Raw genomic sequence first — 18726 nt, 5'->3', positions numbered from 1 at the left:
TAAAAAAAACTTCATTTGTTATATTTGTACTACAAATAGAATTAATCCTAATTAAACCAATATGAAAACAGGTTTATCAACAACTACGCTTGCCGATCAGGTTGAGGAAAAAATCATTGAATACATCAAGGAAAACCATTTGGTTCCGGGAGATTCGCTTCCAAATGAAATGCAATTTTCTGAAATGCTCGGTACCAGCAGAAATGTAGTTCGCGAAGCCATGAGCCGCTTACGGATGTTAGGACTTATTCAATCGCGTACAAAAAGAGGAATTGTTGTTACAGAACCTCCTCTTTTAAACGGTTTCAAAAAGGTTTTAGACCCTAATCTATTGAGTATTAAAACCATCAAAGAAATGATGGGAATGCGGATCGCCTTAGAAATCGGCATCGCGGAATTTCTTTTTGCAAATATCACAGAAAAAAAAATTGAGGAGCTCGAGCAAATTGTCTCCCGGCAGCAAGCTATCGGTATAAATAATCTTTCTGTAGAAGATGAAATGATTTTTCATACTAAAATATATGAAATTGCAGGCAATGATTTTATTCTTCAATTTAACCGGATAATGCACCCCGTTTTTGAATTTTCAAAACAAAATTATGAAAGTTATTTTTTACCCGTCAACGAAAAGCTAAACCAAAAAGGTGAAATTATCAGACACACAGATCTTTTGAATTTTATTAAAAATCGCGATAAAGAAGGTTACCAAAATGCCATGCAAAAGCACCTTAAACCTTACTGGGAATTTTTATACAATTACGATTAATATATATTATGAAATTAAAAAAAATAAATGGACTCATCGCGGCGCCGTTTACGCCAATGAATGAAGACGGGTCGATTAACCTCACTGTTATTGAAAAATATGCCGAAAAGCTAAAAAAAGACGGACTTAAGGGAGTCTTTATTTGCGGAACTACCGGCGAAGGAATGTTATTGACCAATAGTGAACGTAAAACAATTACTAAGAAATGGCTTGAACAGCAAACTGATGATTTTAAAATAATAGTTCATGTCGGAACGACTTCTGCAAAGCAATCAGGCGAATTGGCGATACACGCGCAAAAATCGGGAGCGTATGCTATCGGTTCTATGGGACCGGTATTTTTAAAACCAACCCAAACTGAAGAACTTGTCGATTTTTGTGCGGAAGTGGCTGGAGCTGCTCCTGACTTGCCATTTTATTATTACCATATTCCCTCTGTTTCAGGGGTTACCCTGTCTATGGTTGAATTTCTGCAAAAAGCAGCACCGGTAATTCCCAACCTGGCCGGGATAAAATTCACCCATAACAATTTTATGGAAATGCAGCAATGCCTTCAACTCGATGATGGGAAATGGGATATTTTAAGCGGATTTGATGAAATGCTTTTAGCCGGTTTGGCTTTTGGGGCGAAGGGCACTGTTGGCAGCACATATAATTTTATGGCTCCTTTATACAATCAGATCATTAATGCTTTCAAAAATAAAAATTTGGCAGAAGCGAGAGCTATGCAAAACAAAACAGTGCAAATTATAAATATTCTTTTAAAATACAATGGCGCTGTTGTAGCTGGGAAAGCCTTAATGAAATCCGTAGGTATTGATTGTGGAAAATGTCGTGTTCCTTTGAGAAATATGACTGAAATTGAATATAATAATTTTATAAATGAAATTAAAAGTGTAGGGTTTTACAATCTAATAAACCCAACAAATTTATAGTTAGAGTTTAGTTAAAGAAAGGTCCTGTGGTTGCAACACAGGACCTCTGTTCTCTTTAACTCAACGTATTGAATTAAAATTAAAAACGATGTAAATCTATGAAAAAAAAAGAACCTAGACTTAAAATTGGCGAAACTGGATTTCGCTTCATTAACTTTTTCTTTTTCTGGAACTTGTTTTTTGTTTTCATGCTTTTTTCAGCAAGTATATTTGCTCAGGGAACAAAAACAATTACAGGAACAGTTGCTGATCTTTTAGGGCAACCACTGCCTGGAGCCACTGTGGTAGAACAAGGTACCACAAATGGAACCGTAACAAATAGTGACGGTTTTTATACCATTAATGTTAATGAAAATGCAACTTTAGCCTTTAGCTTTGTTGGGATGAAACCTCAAATAGCCAAAGTAGGAAACCAAAACCAAATCAATATTATGTTAGAGGAAGAATCTATCGGTTTGGAAGAAGTTGTGGCTATAGGCTATGGAACTCAGTCAAGAAAAACATTGACCACAGCTATTTCCAAATACGAAACCGAAGAACTTAACAATATTGCGGTAAACAATGTTGCAGACGGATTAAAAGGAAAAGTTGCAGGTGTTCGGGTTTATAGTTCTTCCGGACAGCCGGGAGAAACACCAAGCATCCGGATACGTGGCGGATCTTCTATTAATTACAGCAATTCTCCATTAATACTCATTGATGGATTAGAACGGGGATTAGATGAAGTAAACCCTAAAGATATAGAATCTATCGAAGTACTAAAAGATGCTGCAGCAACCGCTATTTATGGCTCCAGGGCTTCTAACGGAGTTGTTTTGGTTACTACAAAAAAAGGAGACACCTCCGGGGCTCCAAAAATTACTTTCGAATCAACATTATCCTATCAAAATATCGAAAGATATTACGATTTATGTAATGCTGAAGAATATTTGACACTTGAAAGACTGGGTATTGAAAGAGGCCCCAATGCTTCATGGAATTCAACATATGGCTATGGAGCCAGTACAAATAACGATGAGAATTCAATTTATACAACAAGATATTTGGAAACCGGCGAAACAGTACCCTCCGGATGGAAAACAATGCCCGACCCCGTGGACCCTTCAAAAACACTTGTCTTCCAGGATAATGATTTTGCCGATATCATTTTTAACCCAACCTTACGTCAAAACTATTATATAGGTGCTTCCGGCGGCACAAATGCTCTGAAATATGCCGGAGGAATAAGTTATACTGATGATAAAGGTGTGTCAATAGGTACCGGATGGAAACAGTTTTCTGCCCGTGCAAATACCAGTATAAATCTATCAGAAAAAGTCAAATTATCAACTAGTTTTGACTTTCATGAAAACACATCAGAAGCCTATGATTCTCAGGTAAATGCTATAACAAGAGCACTTTATAGTGCACCTACTCAAAGATTGTATAATGACGACGGAACCCCAACAAGAGGATTTAATGCTACTTCGCCGAATCCACTATGGTGGGAATATTATCATGATGGAAGTACAATAAAACAAGGGTTTAATGTAGCCGCTACGCTGGACTGGAACATTACAAAACATTTGCTGGCAACATTTTCAGGAAATAAAAATACTTTAACATCTCAATCAGACACATTTGAAAAAGCAAATGAATTCAACGGAAGCCGACCAGCAGAATCAAGCTTTTCACAAACAAGGAAAGAACAGCTTGAAGGTGTTTTGAATTATTCAAATTCATTAGGTAAAAATAATTTTCAAGGTATGGTTGGGCTTTCGTACCTGGACGTCAGATATAAATATTTATATGCTTATGCCTATGGTGGAAGCACTGATAAAATATCGACCCTAAATGCGGCCCCAACAGCAGGAGATGCCACTTCAACAAAAACAGAAGATGTATTAATTGGATATTTTGCTCGTCTGGCTTACGATTATGATAAAAAGTACCTTTTGTCAGCATCAGTCAGAAGAGATGGTTCTTCCAGATTTGGAGACAATAAAAAATGGGCGCTATTCCCCAGTGTTTCTTTAGGCTGGATAATTACAGAGGAAGATTTTATGAAAAACCAGAATACTATTTCTACTTTGAAATTGCGAAGCAGCTTAGGACAAACTGGAAATAATGCTATTTCGTTGAATGCCGCCCAGGGTGTATACTCTCCAACATACAAATACAACGGAAATGCAGGCATCAGAAATACTTCCATGGCCAACCAGGATTTAACATGGGAAACTACAACACAATACGATTTGGGATTGGATGCAGGTTTGTTTAAAAACAGGTTAACATTTTTAATTGATGGATTTAACAAAAAAACCGACGATTTATTATTCGCCAAAGAATTGCCCAACACAAGCGGTTTTTCAAGTATTACCACAAACATTGGAACAGTGAGGTATTACGGATTTGATTTCCAAATTTCATCAACCAATATAAAGAAAAATGACTTTACATGGTCAACCGATTTTACATGGAGTTATGTGAAAAATAAAGTAGTGAAACTACCTGATAACGGAAGGGACAAAAACCGAATTGGAGGCTACCAATTGCCTGATGGTTCAGCATTTGGAGGGATTGCTGAAGGTGAGCCACTCGATCGTTTTTATGGTTTCAAAGTAGACTATCTCATTGACAATTTTGAACAGGCTGAAAATGCTCTGTACGACCAATATGCCGTTGGTTACGACTATAGAGACGGCACTACAGTAAAAGGCAGGAAAATGCCTGGTGATTACGAATGGATAGACAGAAACGGAGACGGTGAAATAACATCGGTTGATGTTTTCGAACTAGGACGTACAACGCCACACACAACAGGCGGGTTGAACAACACCGTTAAATATAAAAATTTCACCTTCAGGCTATTCCTCGATTGGGCCATGGGACACTCTATGATGGATGTTGGATTTAAATACCATATGATGAGTACTTTCAATTCAAACGCTAACCCTGTAACACAGGCTCTGGATGCATGGAAAGAAGAAGGTGATGCCGCCAAAACAAAATGGGCACGATTTGCTCCGCATGACAGTAAAGAAAACTGGAATTACAGGCGAGATAGCGATGCCGTAACATTCAAAGGAGATTATTTATGTATAAGGGAAATTTCAGTTGCTTATGACATCCCTTCAAAACTCCTAAAAAGAACCGGATTTAAAAATGCCAATATTTTCATTTCCGGAAATAACCTGCATTATTTTACAGAAGTGCTTGCCACTCCTCCTGAAGTTTCTACCAACAATTACAGCTCTTCCACCGGGTATCCACCTGTACGCAGGATTAATTTTGGTATTAAAGTAACGTATTAACAGAAATTTTGAGATCATGAAAAAAATAATTCAAATAACACAAATAATATTGTTAGTCCTTTTCACTACTTCCTGTGAAGATATGTTAGATGTTACTCCTGAAAGTTCAATAACTTCCGCATCTATGTGGGAATCGCCAAATGATGCTGAAGGCGCAATGTATGGTGCATTCTCCCAGTTCAGAACAGCTTTTGGAGTAAACTATTTGGCTTGGGGAGACTACCGAACCGGATTTTATACGGATGGATATTCTCTGGGCTCTTATTATTACAATGATTTATGGACCAATTTACTGGATGGTGACAGTTATGGGACAAACTGGGAAAGTCTTTACCGGTTAATTAACGACTGTAATCTTATTTTGAAATATACCCCTGATATGGATTTTACAAACGAAAATGATAAAAATTTTATATTGGGTGAATCTTACTTTATGAGAGCTTTTGCTTACTACTATATTGCCCGTATATGGGGAGACGCCCCAATTTTAACTTCCGGGTTTGAATCAGACAAAGCAGAAGATTTATTTCCATCCAGAGAACCGCAGGACAAAGTTTTTGATCAGGTAAAAGAAGATATAAGCAAAGCAATAGAGCTTATTCCTGAGAATTATACTGTTCCTCAGGGTACAGCCTCTATATATACTGCCTCCATGCTGCAGGCTGATATTTATTTATGGCTGGCAAAAGTAAAAGGAGATTCAAATGCAATTGACATTGCAAACAATGCTGTTGATTATGTTTTAAATAGTGGAGATAAACTTTCAGACAGCTACCAGGATGTATTCAGAAATGACGATAATCAGGAAATCCTCTTTCAAATTGTTTATGCCGAAAATGAAGCTGAAAATCCGTATGCAGATGATTTTCTTATTCCCATTGCAAACATTGAAGATGAAAGTCTGATTAATAATCCTATTCCACTTGGAACAACACAATGGGTAATATACAAAGACAGTTTTAAAGACTTTTTGTGGGAGAATGAATCCGATACGCGGGCAAAAGTAAATGTTGATGTTTATGAAGGTTACAATAGCTGGATAAATAAATTTCTGGGAATCTGGTCAAATGAAACCAGAATTTTGGACACAGATACACGAGTATACCGCTATGCAGAAGCAATCCTGTTTAAAGCCGAAATTGAAAACGAATTAGGGAATACCGATCAGGCATTGGCACAACTGAATAAAATAGCCAAAAGAGCATATGCAGTCGAAAATTATTATTCTGAAAATTATTCGAAAGATGAACTTGACGAACTAATTTTAAATGAACGTTTAAAAGAATTTGCATCGGAAGGAAAAGCCTGGTTTGATTTGATTCGTTTCGGAAAAGTTTTCGAAAGAGTTGAAACACTAAATGGCCGTGAAAATGAGACTAATATCCTCCTTTGGCCTGTCAATGACGAATCACTCAATTCTAACGAAAATATTAAACAAACTGTTGGATACGATTAAAAATGTAATATAACAGGATTGGCTTAAAAGGCCAATCCTGTTATATTAAAGATTAACCCAATATCTAAAAATGATATCCGTGAAAACAAAACAAATATCACTCTTACTTCTTATCTCTTGTATATTTTTTCTGGCCAATTCATGTCAGTCAAAAAAAAACAAAAGGAAAGAATATATTAACAATAATCCACAAAAAATAATAGTCTGGAATCCTACCGAAGAAAATGTTGAAATGTACAGAATTCCCGGAATCATCGTTTCAACAAAAGGAACTGTACTTGCATTTGCCGAAGAACGTCCGATTGCAGGCGACGAAGATCCAAAATCACTCGTTCTTAGAAGAAGTGCAGACAATGGAAAAACTTGGTCCAAAAATATTTACATTGAAAAATGCGATGGTAATTATTGGTCTGCTCATGCAAATGAAATTGCCCCCATTGATGATAGAAACAAAAAAGAAGTATGGACAAATGTAGCTCCAATAGTAGATAAAGAAACCGGACGTATATTCTTCTTCTACTCTTTAAGCGAAGGAGCTGTTGCCGAACAAAACCTGCAACGATATACAAAAGTTTTCTACAAATACAGTGATGACGACGGATTAACCTGGTCTGAAAGAACAGAAGTTACAGACCTTTTAAATGCAAAAGAAGACGGATCTCCCAACAAAGATGAAAACGGCAACTGGATAACCGATGTTAACGGATATCCATGTGACTATCTCGGTAGAGCTTTTCATATGCCGGGCCCCGGGCATGGAATTCAACTTACAGGCGGACGGCTTCTTCTCCAGCTATGGAACAGAACTGCCCTCGGAAAAATAGATGAAGGAAGTATACCGATAGAAGAAAGGCAATACGGTATTTGCACCATTTATAGTGATGACCATGGAAAAACATGGCACTACGGTTCAGCTTTTGGCCATGATGGGTTAAACATGAATGAGTCGAGAATAGCAGAACTGGAAAACGGAGATGTATACATCAATTCCCGTTACGTTAGTGTAACTTCCGGGCAAACCGACAATCGACGTATAACCGGAATTAGTCATGACAAAGGGGCTACATGGACTAATATTAAGATTGACTCCAATTTCCCTTTAACCAATCCCTGTGACGGTGGATTAGTGGCTATCCCTTCTGAAAACACTGACAAAAAAATTCTTTTATATAGCAAAAATGAAATTCCGGGAAAACGCGAAAAGCTTGTTATACGCTTAAGTCACGACGAAGGAGAAAGCTGGCCTGTTTCCAAAGTTGCAGACGAAGGCCCGGCCTGGTACAGCGATCTTACTCTACTACCCGACAATACAATTTTAGTTATATACGAAGCAGGCATAAACAAGCCGGTTTACTGTATAAATTTTAATTTGGAATGGATAACAAGTCAATAAATTACTTTGATTAATATGACACTTCAATTCAGTTTGATAAAAAAGATATTATTTTTTTTGTCCCTGTTTATTTTACTGGCCAGTAATGGTATTCTGGCCAGTAATTCAAATCAAAAATCTGCCAACTGGCTTAATTTTTCCGAATCATCAATTCCTGATATTCCTGTAAAAAAAGGAGTTGCCGGTGCATTTTCAGGAATTTATGACGATGTCCTCATTGTAGCCGGAGGTTCTTATTTTGATAAACCTCTTTGGGAGGGAGGGCAAAAAATTTACACTGATTCCGTATTTGTCTGTATCAAAAGCGGTGATAATTACCAATGGCATTTTGCCGGACATTTACCATATTCTATGGCACATGGAGCAGCAGTCACAACTACCGAAGGATTGTTGTGCATCGGAGGACAAGGTGAAAATCAAAAATACAATAACGTTTTTTTGCTTCACTGGAATAGTGAAAATCAAAAAATAGAAATTCAACAAAAAATACCACCAATTCCGGTAGCTACTTCCTATTTTTCTGCTGCAGCTATAAGCAATATAATTTATGTCTGTGGTGGTAAAACTCAGGATAACGAAAAAGAAGAAATAACGGATAATTTCTGGAGATTAAATCTGGATAGTGATGAAATGGGCTGGGAAAAACAGGAATCTTGTCCGGGAGGTGAACGATTTGGTTCATCACTGGTTACCCAATCAAACGGCGATTATAATTGCCTGTTTCTTTTTGGCGGAAAATCAGATGCCGGCTATCTTAACGACAGCTACTCATTCGACCCAAAAACCGGGGAATGGACAAAGAAAGCAAACATGCCCTATCCTGCTCTTGCTGCTCCCGTGCTTCCGGTGGGAGGCTCACAAATCTTTCTTTTTAGCGGCTCCGACGGACATGACGTTGATAAAATTCTGGAAGTAAAAGATAAATACCGATTCACAAACAAAATCTTATCGTATAATACCATTACCAATACCTGGACAGAAGCAGGAGAAATGCCCCGAGGAGTAGTCAATACAACTGCATTAATGTGGAACGACCAGATTGTTATCCCCGGAGGTGAACTCAGGCCTGGAAAAAGAACGCCCGGAGTATTAAGTGCTACCATTAACTCGGTAAAAAAAGACAATTTTTCGACATTGGATTATGCCATGTTGTTTATTTACCTGGCATTAATTGCATTTCTTGGATACTATTTCTCTTCTAAGAATAAATCATCAAAAGACTTTTTTCTGGGTGGACAAAAAATTCCGTTCTGGGCAGCAGGACTGAGTATGATGGCAGCCCAGGTAAGTTCCATTGGCTTTATGTCTATACCGGCAAAGTCATTTGCCACCAACTGGAGCTATTTTGCCGGTGTACTCACGTGGTTTGTTGCTGTACCTGTTGTTATTTATGCCTTTGTACCTTTCTACAGGCGTTTAAATGTGACCAGTGCTTATGAATACCTTGAAAAACGGTTTAATCCTTTTATTCGCAAATTCATAGCCGCACTTTACCTGTTATTCCAACTTATCGGGAGGCTGGGAGCCATCATATTCCTCCCTGCCATTGCTTTGTCTGCTGTTACCGGTATGGATACCATAATTTGTATCCTGATTATCGGGTTACTTGCCACAACATATACAGTTCTGGGGGGAATGCATGCGGTTATATGGATTGATGTAATTCAGGCTATCGTATTATTTGGCGGTATTTTCCTGATAATCTTCTATATCTTTTTTAATGTTGACGGAGGATTTACAACATTTACCAATGTGGCCTGGAACGACCATAAATTCAGTTTCGGGAGTTTTGATCTCAATCTCACAACAGCCGTTTTCTGGGTAATAATAATCGGTAATATTTTCAACAGGCTGGGAACGATGTCCACCGACCAGTCGGTGGTACAACGGTATTTAACTACCCGCGATGAAAAAGAGACAGCAAAAGCCTTATGGACTGATGTAGCTGTATCCATTCCCTGGGCGATGGCTGTTTTTGGATTGGGAACTGCGCTGTATGTTTTTTACAAAGTCAATCCTAACCTAATAGATCCCGCGCTTGCCAACGACGAAATCGTACCTTTTTTTATTGGACAAAACCTTCCCTCAGGGATAAGCGGGATAATTATTGCCGGGATTTTTGCCGCCTCCATGTCCAGTGTCGACAGTTCTATTCACAGTTCAACTACAGTATTGATGCGTGATTTTCTGCACCGCCGTGTGAGTTCAAAATCGGAACTCCGAAAAGTTTCGCTTGCCCGGTGGATAACTGCAGGCCTGGGTGTCATGGGAACGCTCATCGCCATTGTAATGACCTTTTTCGATATCACTTCTGTTTGGGATATTGTCCTTGAATTTGCAGGACTTTTTACAGGTGCCATGACCGGAGTTTTTATCCTTGGAATTTTTAGCGAAAGGGCCAATGGTAAAGGTGCTGTTATTGGCACTCTTACAAGTGCAATTATACTTCTATGGGTGAAAAACTTTACGTCATTACACTTTTTCCTTTATAGTGGTATTGGAATCATCAGTTGCGTTATTATTGGCTACCTGGCCAGCTTGCTTTTTGTTGATACAAAAAGTACAAAGGGACTTACTATTTATTCAGTATTAAAAAAACAATAGAAATGAACTCAATAAAACAAATTTTATATAAACAAGATATTCCTGTTACCTCTGAATACGATGTAGTAGTTTGCGGGGGAGGCCCTTCCGGCTGTGCTGCGGCTTTGTCCGCTAAAAGGGAGGGGTTAAAAACACTCTTGATTGAAAGCATGGGCCAACTTGGCGGAATGGCAGTAACTGGTTTGGTTTCACATTGGCTCGGCGGAAGAACACAGGAAGGTGCGTGGGTTGTTGGCGGACTGTTTAAATCATTGGCAGAAGAATCTGCCAGCCGCGGATATGCTGTTTTACCCCAATTAAAAGAAGGAGAAAAATATCACCCTTACGGTTGGTTCAACTGGTTTATCCACGGGATTCCGTTAGATCCTTTTGCTGTTGACCTGTTTCTGGATGAAAAAATGGAGATGGCAGGTGTTGACGTGTTACTTCAAACACAATTTGTTGATGTGATTACAGAAAAAAATACCATTTCACATCTGATCGTTTACAACAGGGGCGGACTTCAGGCGATAAAAACAAAAGCAGTAATTGATGCTACAGGGAATGCCGAAGTAGCATTTAAATCAGGCTGCCAGACCATAAAAGGGAGAAAGGAAGATGGAAAAATGACACCGGCTTCTCTTATCTTTCATGTGTATAATGTAGATGAAAAAGCGCTTACAGAATACATTGAAAAAGAAAAGGATCCCAAATTACGAAAGCTGATAACCGAACTACGGGATAAAGGTATCTGGAACTTCCCTTACGATATTTTTATTGCTACCAAACTGGTTGAAGACGGGGAGTTTTATATCAATACCAATCGACTTACCGGTGTAGACGGGACAGATGGAAAATCGCTTTCAGAGGGAATGAAGCGAGGAAGAAAAGAGAATCAAAAGTTAATGGAAATTTTCAGAAAATACATTCCAGGATTTGAAAATGCCCGCGTTAAAACCATAGCTCCGCAAATGGGTGTTCGGGAAACCCGCCGTATAGTTGGCGATTTTATGCTCACAATTGACGACCTGGCACAGGATAAGACATTTGACGATTGTATTGGCTTTAGCATGTATGGATGGGATTTACCCGACCCCGAAAAACCAAGTGTACAACCTTTTGCCAATGACGAAATAACCGGTTACAAATACAAAATAAAAAAGGGATTGAGCACACCGCTTCCTTACCGAATTATGTTGCCAAAACCGGTTGAAAACCTCATTTGTCCGGGAAGGGCAGTAAGTGTGGAAGGCCAGGTTCTGGGCCCCGTAAGGGTTATGGCGCCATGTATGGCCATGGGCGAAGCAGCAGGAATGGCTGCAAAACAGGTGGTCAGAAAAGACACTTCCTTTCACCAAATAGATATTCAGAAGCTCAGGGAAGAATTAAAAGCAGCGGGTGCCATTATCGAAAAGGAACAGTTGCCGCCTATTTATCCAAGAGTTGATCAAACATAAAATAATTCCAACATAAATTTTAAGAATGAAATTATCCAATATAAATTTTAGACTTCTGATTACAGGCCTGGCCATTATAGTTTTAAACAGTTGCAATAACAGGCCGGCAAATACCAGCATTTCTGCAGATACAACTGGTTTCGATAAAAGAAACATTAGCATTCCAACAGTAGACATTTCAAAGGATTCTTCCCGTCATGTAATCATATCAAAAGGCACAAAAGACAAGCGAAACGGACATTGCAGTACTTTATTAATGCCCGATGGCAAAACAATGTTTGTTGCCTGGACCTTTGGTCATGGTGGCCCGGTAGGTCCTTTAAAAAAAAGTACCGATGGTGGACTTACATGGAGCGGGCTGTTAAATGTTCCTGAAAACTGGTCTCAATATGAAAATTGTCCTCCACTCTATCGTTTGACTGACCCACAGGGGAAAGAACGTTTATTCATATTTGCCAATCGAAAAATCCGAAAAGAATTTATAAAAAGAGACTTTCCGCTGGATGGAAATAAAGACTTTCAAATGTACCAGTCAATTTCTGAAGATGGAGGTACTACCTGGTCACCAATGGAAGCAACACCTTTGTCTGACAGGAAAGGATACTTAAGTGAAAATTCATTGCCGCCTACTGTTATGCCATTTACTGCTATTGTATCTGCTGAGGGTGGGAAAAGTTTGCTGGGTTTCACCAATCTCAGGAGGGTTGGAGAATGGGATCGAACCAACATCATTGCTCAAAGCCATTCAACTGATGGCGGATTAACCTGGAGCTACTGGCGGGTAATATTAGATCTTGGCTCTACCTTTAAACTTTGCGAACCCGAAGTTATTCGTTCTCCGGATGGTAATCAGTTATTAATGCTGATTCGTGAAAACAACAGAGACTACAATTCATGGATAATGATTTCAAATAATGAAGGAAAAACCTGGTCTGAACCATACCAATCTACAGCCAGTGTAACAATGGACAGACATCAGGCCACATATGCTCCGGATGGCCGCCTGGTTATTGTGGGCAGAGATGTTGCAGAAAACAGCCCCACCAAAGGCCACTTTGTTGCATGGGTTGGTACTTACGATGATTTGGTTGAAGGACGTGAAGGACAATACAGGGTAAAACTTTTACATACTTATAAAACAACGGAATACCCAGGACTTGAAGTACTGCCTGACGGAACCTTTGTTGCTACAAACTCTGTTAGTTATCATCCGGGGGAGAATTACTCTCTCGTTTCAACCCGGTTTAAATTGGAAGAACTTGATAACATGTTGAAATGAATAAACTATTATACAATCTGTTACTAACGCTCGAAGATCAATTAAGTCTGGAAAACCAGCATAAAATTGACACTATTCATCGCAAAGCCTTAAGCTGGGAACCGGTGGAAAGGCTTCCTTTAATTATTTCCTATCCTTATCCAAAACCGACAAAGTTACTGCCTTTTCCTCATCGTGAAATTTTTGATGATCCTGAAAAGATGCTTTTCAATGAACTCGTTCATGCTTTTGATACCAGCATTTTTTTACATTCTGAAATCGAAGACGACCTACCTTACACTGTCCGAGCTAATTTCGGTACAGTAATTATTGCTTCACTTTTTGGGGGGAATGTGGAACAACGCGACGACAATCCCCCTTGGGTGCGCCACTTTGAAACACCGGATGAATTCAAATCTGTTTTTGACAAAGATCCACTGGATTTTTCTCAGGGTATTTGCCCGCAGGTTGTTGAAAGATACCGGTTTTACAACGATATCCTAGCCGATTTTCCCAATCTGCAAAAATGTATCAAAATTGTTTTGCCCGACCTTCAGGGGCCACTGGATTCACTTGAACTACTGAGGGGAAGCGAAATTTACACCGACTTCATCCTCGATCCTGAAATGATTGACAACGGGCTACACCTTATGGCGAAAGCACAGATTGGATTTGCAAAACATCTGCAACCATTAATATCATCAGACATTGACGAATACTCTTATCAACATGCCATTCCGATAAAAGGAAATATCCTGATAAGAAACGATTCCGCTATTATGATTTCTTCGGATATGTATGCAGCACAAGTGGCTCCTCACGATGAATTCGTATTAAAGGAAATGGGTGGCGGTGGAATCCATTCCTGTGGAAAAATAGATTTTAATCTGAAAGAAATTTTTGAGCTCCCTTCAATTCAGTCTTTTGATTTTGGACAATCTTACCTAAACGATGTAAATTCAGCATATCAGCTGGCACAAAATAAAAAAATACCCTTATTGCGAATTCGCCCAACTCAGGAGGATTTGCTATCAGGAAAAATACAACAAATGTACCCCACAGGGATTTCGCTGGTTTATGAAGCCGAATCTTTTGAAGAGGCAAAATTTGTTTCAAAAGAATACTTTGGATAAAACTATGGAAGCAATGGATTCAAAACAACGTATAAAACTTGCCACAAACCACAGGGAACCGGATAAGGTTCCGGCACATATGAATGCCACAAAATGGGTTGTAGCCAAACTTAAAAAAGCATTAGATGTAACAACCGACAAAGAACTGCTAAAATCACTACATATCGATATTTATGATATGCGTGGCATTGACCTGAATTCAGGAACGGTCCCCAAATATATCGGTCCTGAAAATGAACTATTTACAAACTGGAAGGGCGGAATTTTTAGTTTCTGGAATATGCGTGAATTCGAAAATAAAACTGACGCCGGCTGGACAATGGAAGCACCACCACCCCCACTCTCAAATGCTCTTTCAAAAGAAGAATGCGAAAAATATCTCTGGCCGGATAACAACTGGTTCGACTATTCCAACCTGAGAAAAGAACTGGAAGAATGGAATGATTTTTCAATTATGGCCTCGGGAGCTTCGGTATTTCAGCATGCCACATATATTCGTGGAATGGATACGCTGATGATGGATATGATGGCAAATCCTGACATGGCACATTATATACTCGGAAAAATTTCTTCCTTTTATTATGAATATTACCGGCGAATGTTTGAAGAAGCCGGAGACTTGATTGATATTTTTGCCCTTGCCGACGATTTGGGGATGCAAAATACACTGCTCATCAGCCCGGAACTTTTTGAAGAGTATGTAGCACCACTCCTGAAAAAAATGGCTGAGTTGGCACATAAACATAATATCAAACTTCTCCTCCATACCTGTGGAGATATCGAATTACTCATCCCTCACTTCATTGAACTTGGAGTGGATATACTCGATCCCATTCAACCTGAAAGTATGAACCCACTGGAGATAAAAGAAAAATATGGTCAGCAAATTACTTTACGAGGTGGAATAAGTGTACAAGATGTCGTCTCACGTGGAACAATTGAAGAAGTTAAAACTGAAACACAACGTATTGTGGAAGCATTAAAATCTGGCGGAGGTTATATCTTTTCACCCGGCCACCCGGTGCTTCAGGATGATATTCCTGTTGAAAACATAATAACAATGTATAAAACAGGATATAAATTCGGGAAATATTAAAAATTCATTGTAATTTTTCATCATTTGATACAAACAGATTTTAATCAATTTATGCAAATTACTTAATGCTTGCGATTTTTTTAACATCCAAAAATCAAATAATTTTATACATATGAAAACAAAATTATTCTTCACGATTATTTGGATTTTAATCCTTTGCATTTATTTCCCTAAGTATGTTGAATCAGCCAATAAAAACAAAACCATTCGCCTTGAATCTAAGCAATCTCATATACCCGTTCTTATTTTAAAAAATAAAAATCCGGTTCTCCAAACAAAAATGACTGTTTCGTCTAAAAAAGCAAACGTGCAGAAAATTGCCGTTTCCCTTGATGGCACAACCGATTTAAACGATATTGAAACAGTACGTTTGTCGTATACCAAAAGCCAGGATAACAATAATCAAATGCCATTTGGAAAACCCGTTTCGCCTTCTTCTGAGATCATTTTTGCAGACAATGTAAATTTCGAAAATGATACTATCCTGTTCAACGTATTAATAAAACTAAAAGATGATGCCAATTTATTTCACAAGATAAATGCTTCCTGCCCCTACTTTGTAATAAATAACAAAAAGGTAATTCCCGAAAAAAAAGGTTCCCGGCATCCTCTTCGCATTGGAGTTGCCATACGACAACAAAACGACGACAATGTTCATACCTTCCGTATTCCGGGATTGACAACCACAAACAAAGGAACATTACTGGCCATTTACGATGCCCGCCGAAACAGCAGTCGTGATTTGCAAGGAGATATTGACATTGGTGTGAGTCGCAGCACCGACGGAGGGAATACCTGGGAGCCTATGCGTATTGGCCTGGACATGGGAGAATGGGGCGGTCTGCCTGAAAAATTTAACGGAGCTAGCGACCCCTGTATTCTTGTCGATAAGAATTCAAATAAAATATTTCTTGCCGGACTTTGGATGTACGGCGTATTGGATGAAAACGGAAAGTGGATAGAAAATCTGAATGAAAACAGCGAAGCCTGGAATCACCAGTGGCGAAACAATGGTTCGCAACCCGGATTTGGTGTAAAACAAACTGCCCAGTTTCTGATAGCTACTTCAACCGACGATGGAAAAACATGGAGTACACCGGAAAATCTGACCCAAATGTGCAAAAAAGAAGCGTGGTGGTTATGGGCTCCGGCGCCCGGACATGGCATTACACTCGAAGATGGTACATTGGTTTTTCCAACACAGGGCCGTGATAAAAACGGCAGGTCATTTTCAAATATTACTTATAGCACAGACGAAGGGAAAACATGGAAAACAAGTCAACCTGCCTATTCCAACACCACCGAAAACATGGTGGCACAACTTGACGATGGAAGGCTTATGCTAAATGCCCGTTATAATCCAAATCGTTCAAATTCAACCGATACCAATGGCCGGGTAGTTGTTACCACCAACGATCTTGGTCAAACATGGACAGAGCATCCATCTTCACGATCTGCTTTAATCGAATCAACATGTATGGCTTCGATTCACAAACATATTTATCATGAAAACGGAAAAGAAAAAAGCATTCTCCTATTCTCCAATCCAAATACCAAAACCGGTCGGCACCACATGACGCTGAAGGTAAGTATTGATAATGGAAACACGTGGCCGGAAGAATTCTGGATGTTGCTCGATGAAGGAAAAAGCCGCGGATATTCTTGTATAACTTCAATTGATGAAAATACCGTTGGTATATTATACGAAGGGAGCCAGTCGGACCTCATTTTTGAAAGCATTCCACTGAAAGAAATATTAGACATCGAAACAAATGATTAATAATAGTTTACTTAATAAACAAATATTGTTCTTCAGAGTGAATAAGGCAAAAATAAATAAAATACTAATTGACCTTAACAGACTTTATATGTCTAAAAATTGTATCATGAAAGGGCTATTTACAATGCTTTTTTGTTTTACGATATTCTCTTCCAACAGTCAGGAAAAGCCTAATATTCTTTTTATTGTTTCAGAAGATAACGGCCCGGAGTTGGGTTGCTATGGTGCACCTGTGAAAACGCCAAACCTTGATAAGCTTGCTAAAGACGGAATTCTTTTCAAAAATGCATATGTTCCTCAATCCGGATGTTCACAATCGCGTGCTGCTTTCCTCACGGGTCTGTACCCTCATCAAAGCGGACAAGTTGGACTGGCAACATGGAAATATCAAATGTACAACCCTGAAACACCCAATATTCCTAAAAGTTTGAAAGCTGCCGGCTACACCACTGGCATAATCGGTAAATTGCACGTAAACCCTGAATCTGCATTTCCGTTCGATTATATTTCTCCATCTCACCCAATTAACGACAGCAATTTCAGAAGAAAAAATATGGCTGGTTATGCCACAGATGCCAGGGAATTTATAAATAGCACAAATCAATCCTTTTATTTGCAGGTAAATTATCCCGATGCACACGCTCCTTTTTTGAAACAAGTTGACGGATTGCCTAAAAAACCTTTAACTGCTAAAGATGTAGATGCTCTTCCTTATATGGAAGCGAACAATGAAAAAATGAAAGAGGCCACTGCTAACTATTACAATTGCATTATGCGGCTCGATACCTATATCGGTGACTTGCTAAAAGTACTGAAAGAAAGCGGAAAATACGATAATACATTGATTGTTTATATCGGCGACCACGGAGCTGATTTATTACGGGGAAAAAGAACGAGTTATGAAGGTGGGATTATAATTCCCATGATTATTTCCTGGCCAGGCAAAAGTTTGGAAAATGAAAGTCTGTTTCAAATGGTCAGTACTATCGATTTGTATCCTACATTTCTCGATGTTGCAGGATTGCACGTCCCTGAATATTTACCCGGCAAATCATTGCTTCCGTTATTAAAAGGAAAAAAAACGAAATGGAGAGATTATTTATTTGCCGAATATCATACCCATTCCAATCACAATCCTTATCCTCAGCGTACAGTGAGAGATAATCGCTATAAACTAATATACAATCCAATTTCAGGAATTGAAAACCCCGGGTATGATTTTACCTTGTCTCACACTGTTAAAATTAGTCAAGGCGAACTTTTTGAAGATATGACACCACAAGTTAAAAATGCTTATCTCTTAATGAAAAATCCACCCGAATTTGAACTTTACGATTTAAAAAATGATCCTTATGAGATGACCAACCTTTCAGAAGATAAAAATTATGCAGAAATACTTAATAGATTAAAAGACGAATTGTCTAAATGGCAAAAGGCAACATCCGATCCATTCACTGACCCGTTAAAAGCCCGTACTCTTTTCAATATGATTATAGAAACAGGAGCTGATGCAAAGGAAAGGAAACAGGTGCCTTATTTAGATATGATGGATCCAAAACTCAATTTTGATAAATAA

At 38.7% G+C, this 18726-nt stretch carries 12 protein-coding genes; all 12 read left to right on the top strand.

What is annotated here, in order from left to right; genetic code table 11:
• Positions 1–61 precede the first annotated feature (61 nt).
• The 12 genes from GM418_RS11595 to GM418_RS11540 all read left to right on the top strand — a co-directional run bounded on the left by GM418_RS11595 (position 62) and on the right by GM418_RS11540 (position 18726).
• Positions 62–766, top strand: a complete 705-nt coding sequence (locus tag GM418_RS11595; protein WP_158866203.1) for a FadR/GntR family transcriptional regulator — start codon at positions 62–64, stop codon at positions 764–766.
• Positions 767–774: 8 nt separating this feature from the next.
• Positions 775–1701 (top strand): dihydrodipicolinate synthase family protein, encoded by a 927-nt coding sequence (locus tag GM418_RS11590; RefSeq protein ID WP_158866202.1) that lies wholly within the window; start codon positions 775–777, stop codon positions 1699–1701.
• 98 nt (positions 1702–1799) lie between these two features.
• Entirely contained in the window at positions 1800–4994 is a 3195-nt protein-coding gene (locus tag GM418_RS11585) for a SusC/RagA family TonB-linked outer membrane protein (protein WP_217447775.1), read from the top strand.
• Positions 4995–5010: 16 nt separating this feature from the next.
• Entirely contained in the window at positions 5011–6450 is a 1440-nt protein-coding gene (locus tag GM418_RS11580; RefSeq protein WP_158866200.1) for a RagB/SusD family nutrient uptake outer membrane protein, read from the top strand.
• A gap of 79 nt (positions 6451–6529) precedes the next feature.
• On the top strand, positions 6530–7843 hold the full coding sequence (locus GM418_RS11575; RefSeq protein WP_158866198.1) for a sialidase family protein: 1314 nt from the start codon (positions 6530–6532) through the stop codon (positions 7841–7843).
• Between the two features lie 15 nt (positions 7844–7858).
• Entirely contained in the window at positions 7859–10447 is a 2589-nt protein-coding gene (locus tag GM418_RS11570) for a sodium:solute symporter family protein (protein ID WP_158866196.1), read from the top strand.
• A gap of 2 nt (positions 10448–10449) precedes the next feature.
• Positions 10450–11883 carry an FAD-dependent oxidoreductase gene (locus GM418_RS11565; RefSeq protein WP_158866194.1) on the top strand — a complete coding sequence of 478 codons (1434 nt, stop codon included), beginning with the start codon at positions 10450–10452 and terminating at the stop codon, positions 11881–11883.
• 25 nt (positions 11884–11908) lie between these two features.
• On the top strand, positions 11909–13162 hold the full coding sequence (locus GM418_RS11560; RefSeq protein ID WP_158866192.1) for a sialidase family protein: 1254 nt from the start codon (positions 11909–11911) through the stop codon (positions 13160–13162).
• A complete protein-coding gene (locus GM418_RS11555; protein ID WP_158866190.1) occupies positions 13159–14274 on the top strand; it encodes a hypothetical protein in 1116 nt (371 codons plus the stop codon). The genes GM418_RS11560 and GM418_RS11555 overlap by 4 nt, the downstream gene beginning before the upstream one ends.
• A gap of 13 nt (positions 14275–14287) precedes the next feature.
• Entirely contained in the window at positions 14288–15370 is a 1083-nt protein-coding gene (locus GM418_RS11550; RefSeq protein ID WP_217447774.1) for a uroporphyrinogen decarboxylase family protein, read from the top strand.
• Positions 15371–15482: 112 nt separating this feature from the next.
• Positions 15483–17150: a sialidase family protein gene (locus tag GM418_RS11545; RefSeq protein ID WP_158866187.1), complete on the top strand. Its 1668-nt coding sequence runs from the start codon at positions 15483–15485 to the stop codon at positions 17148–17150.
• A 106-nt stretch (positions 17151–17256) separates the two neighbouring features.
• Entirely contained in the window at positions 17257–18726 is a 1470-nt protein-coding gene (locus GM418_RS11540) for a sulfatase family protein (protein ID WP_158866185.1), read from the top strand.

This window comes from Maribellus comscasis (assembly GCF_009762775.1).
Classification (GTDB): Bacteria; Bacteroidota; Bacteroidia; order Bacteroidales; family Prolixibacteraceae; genus Draconibacterium; species Draconibacterium comscasis.
The sequence above is the reverse complement of the archived record's forward strand: the minus strand, read 5'-3'. Positions and strand labels throughout refer to the sequence as shown.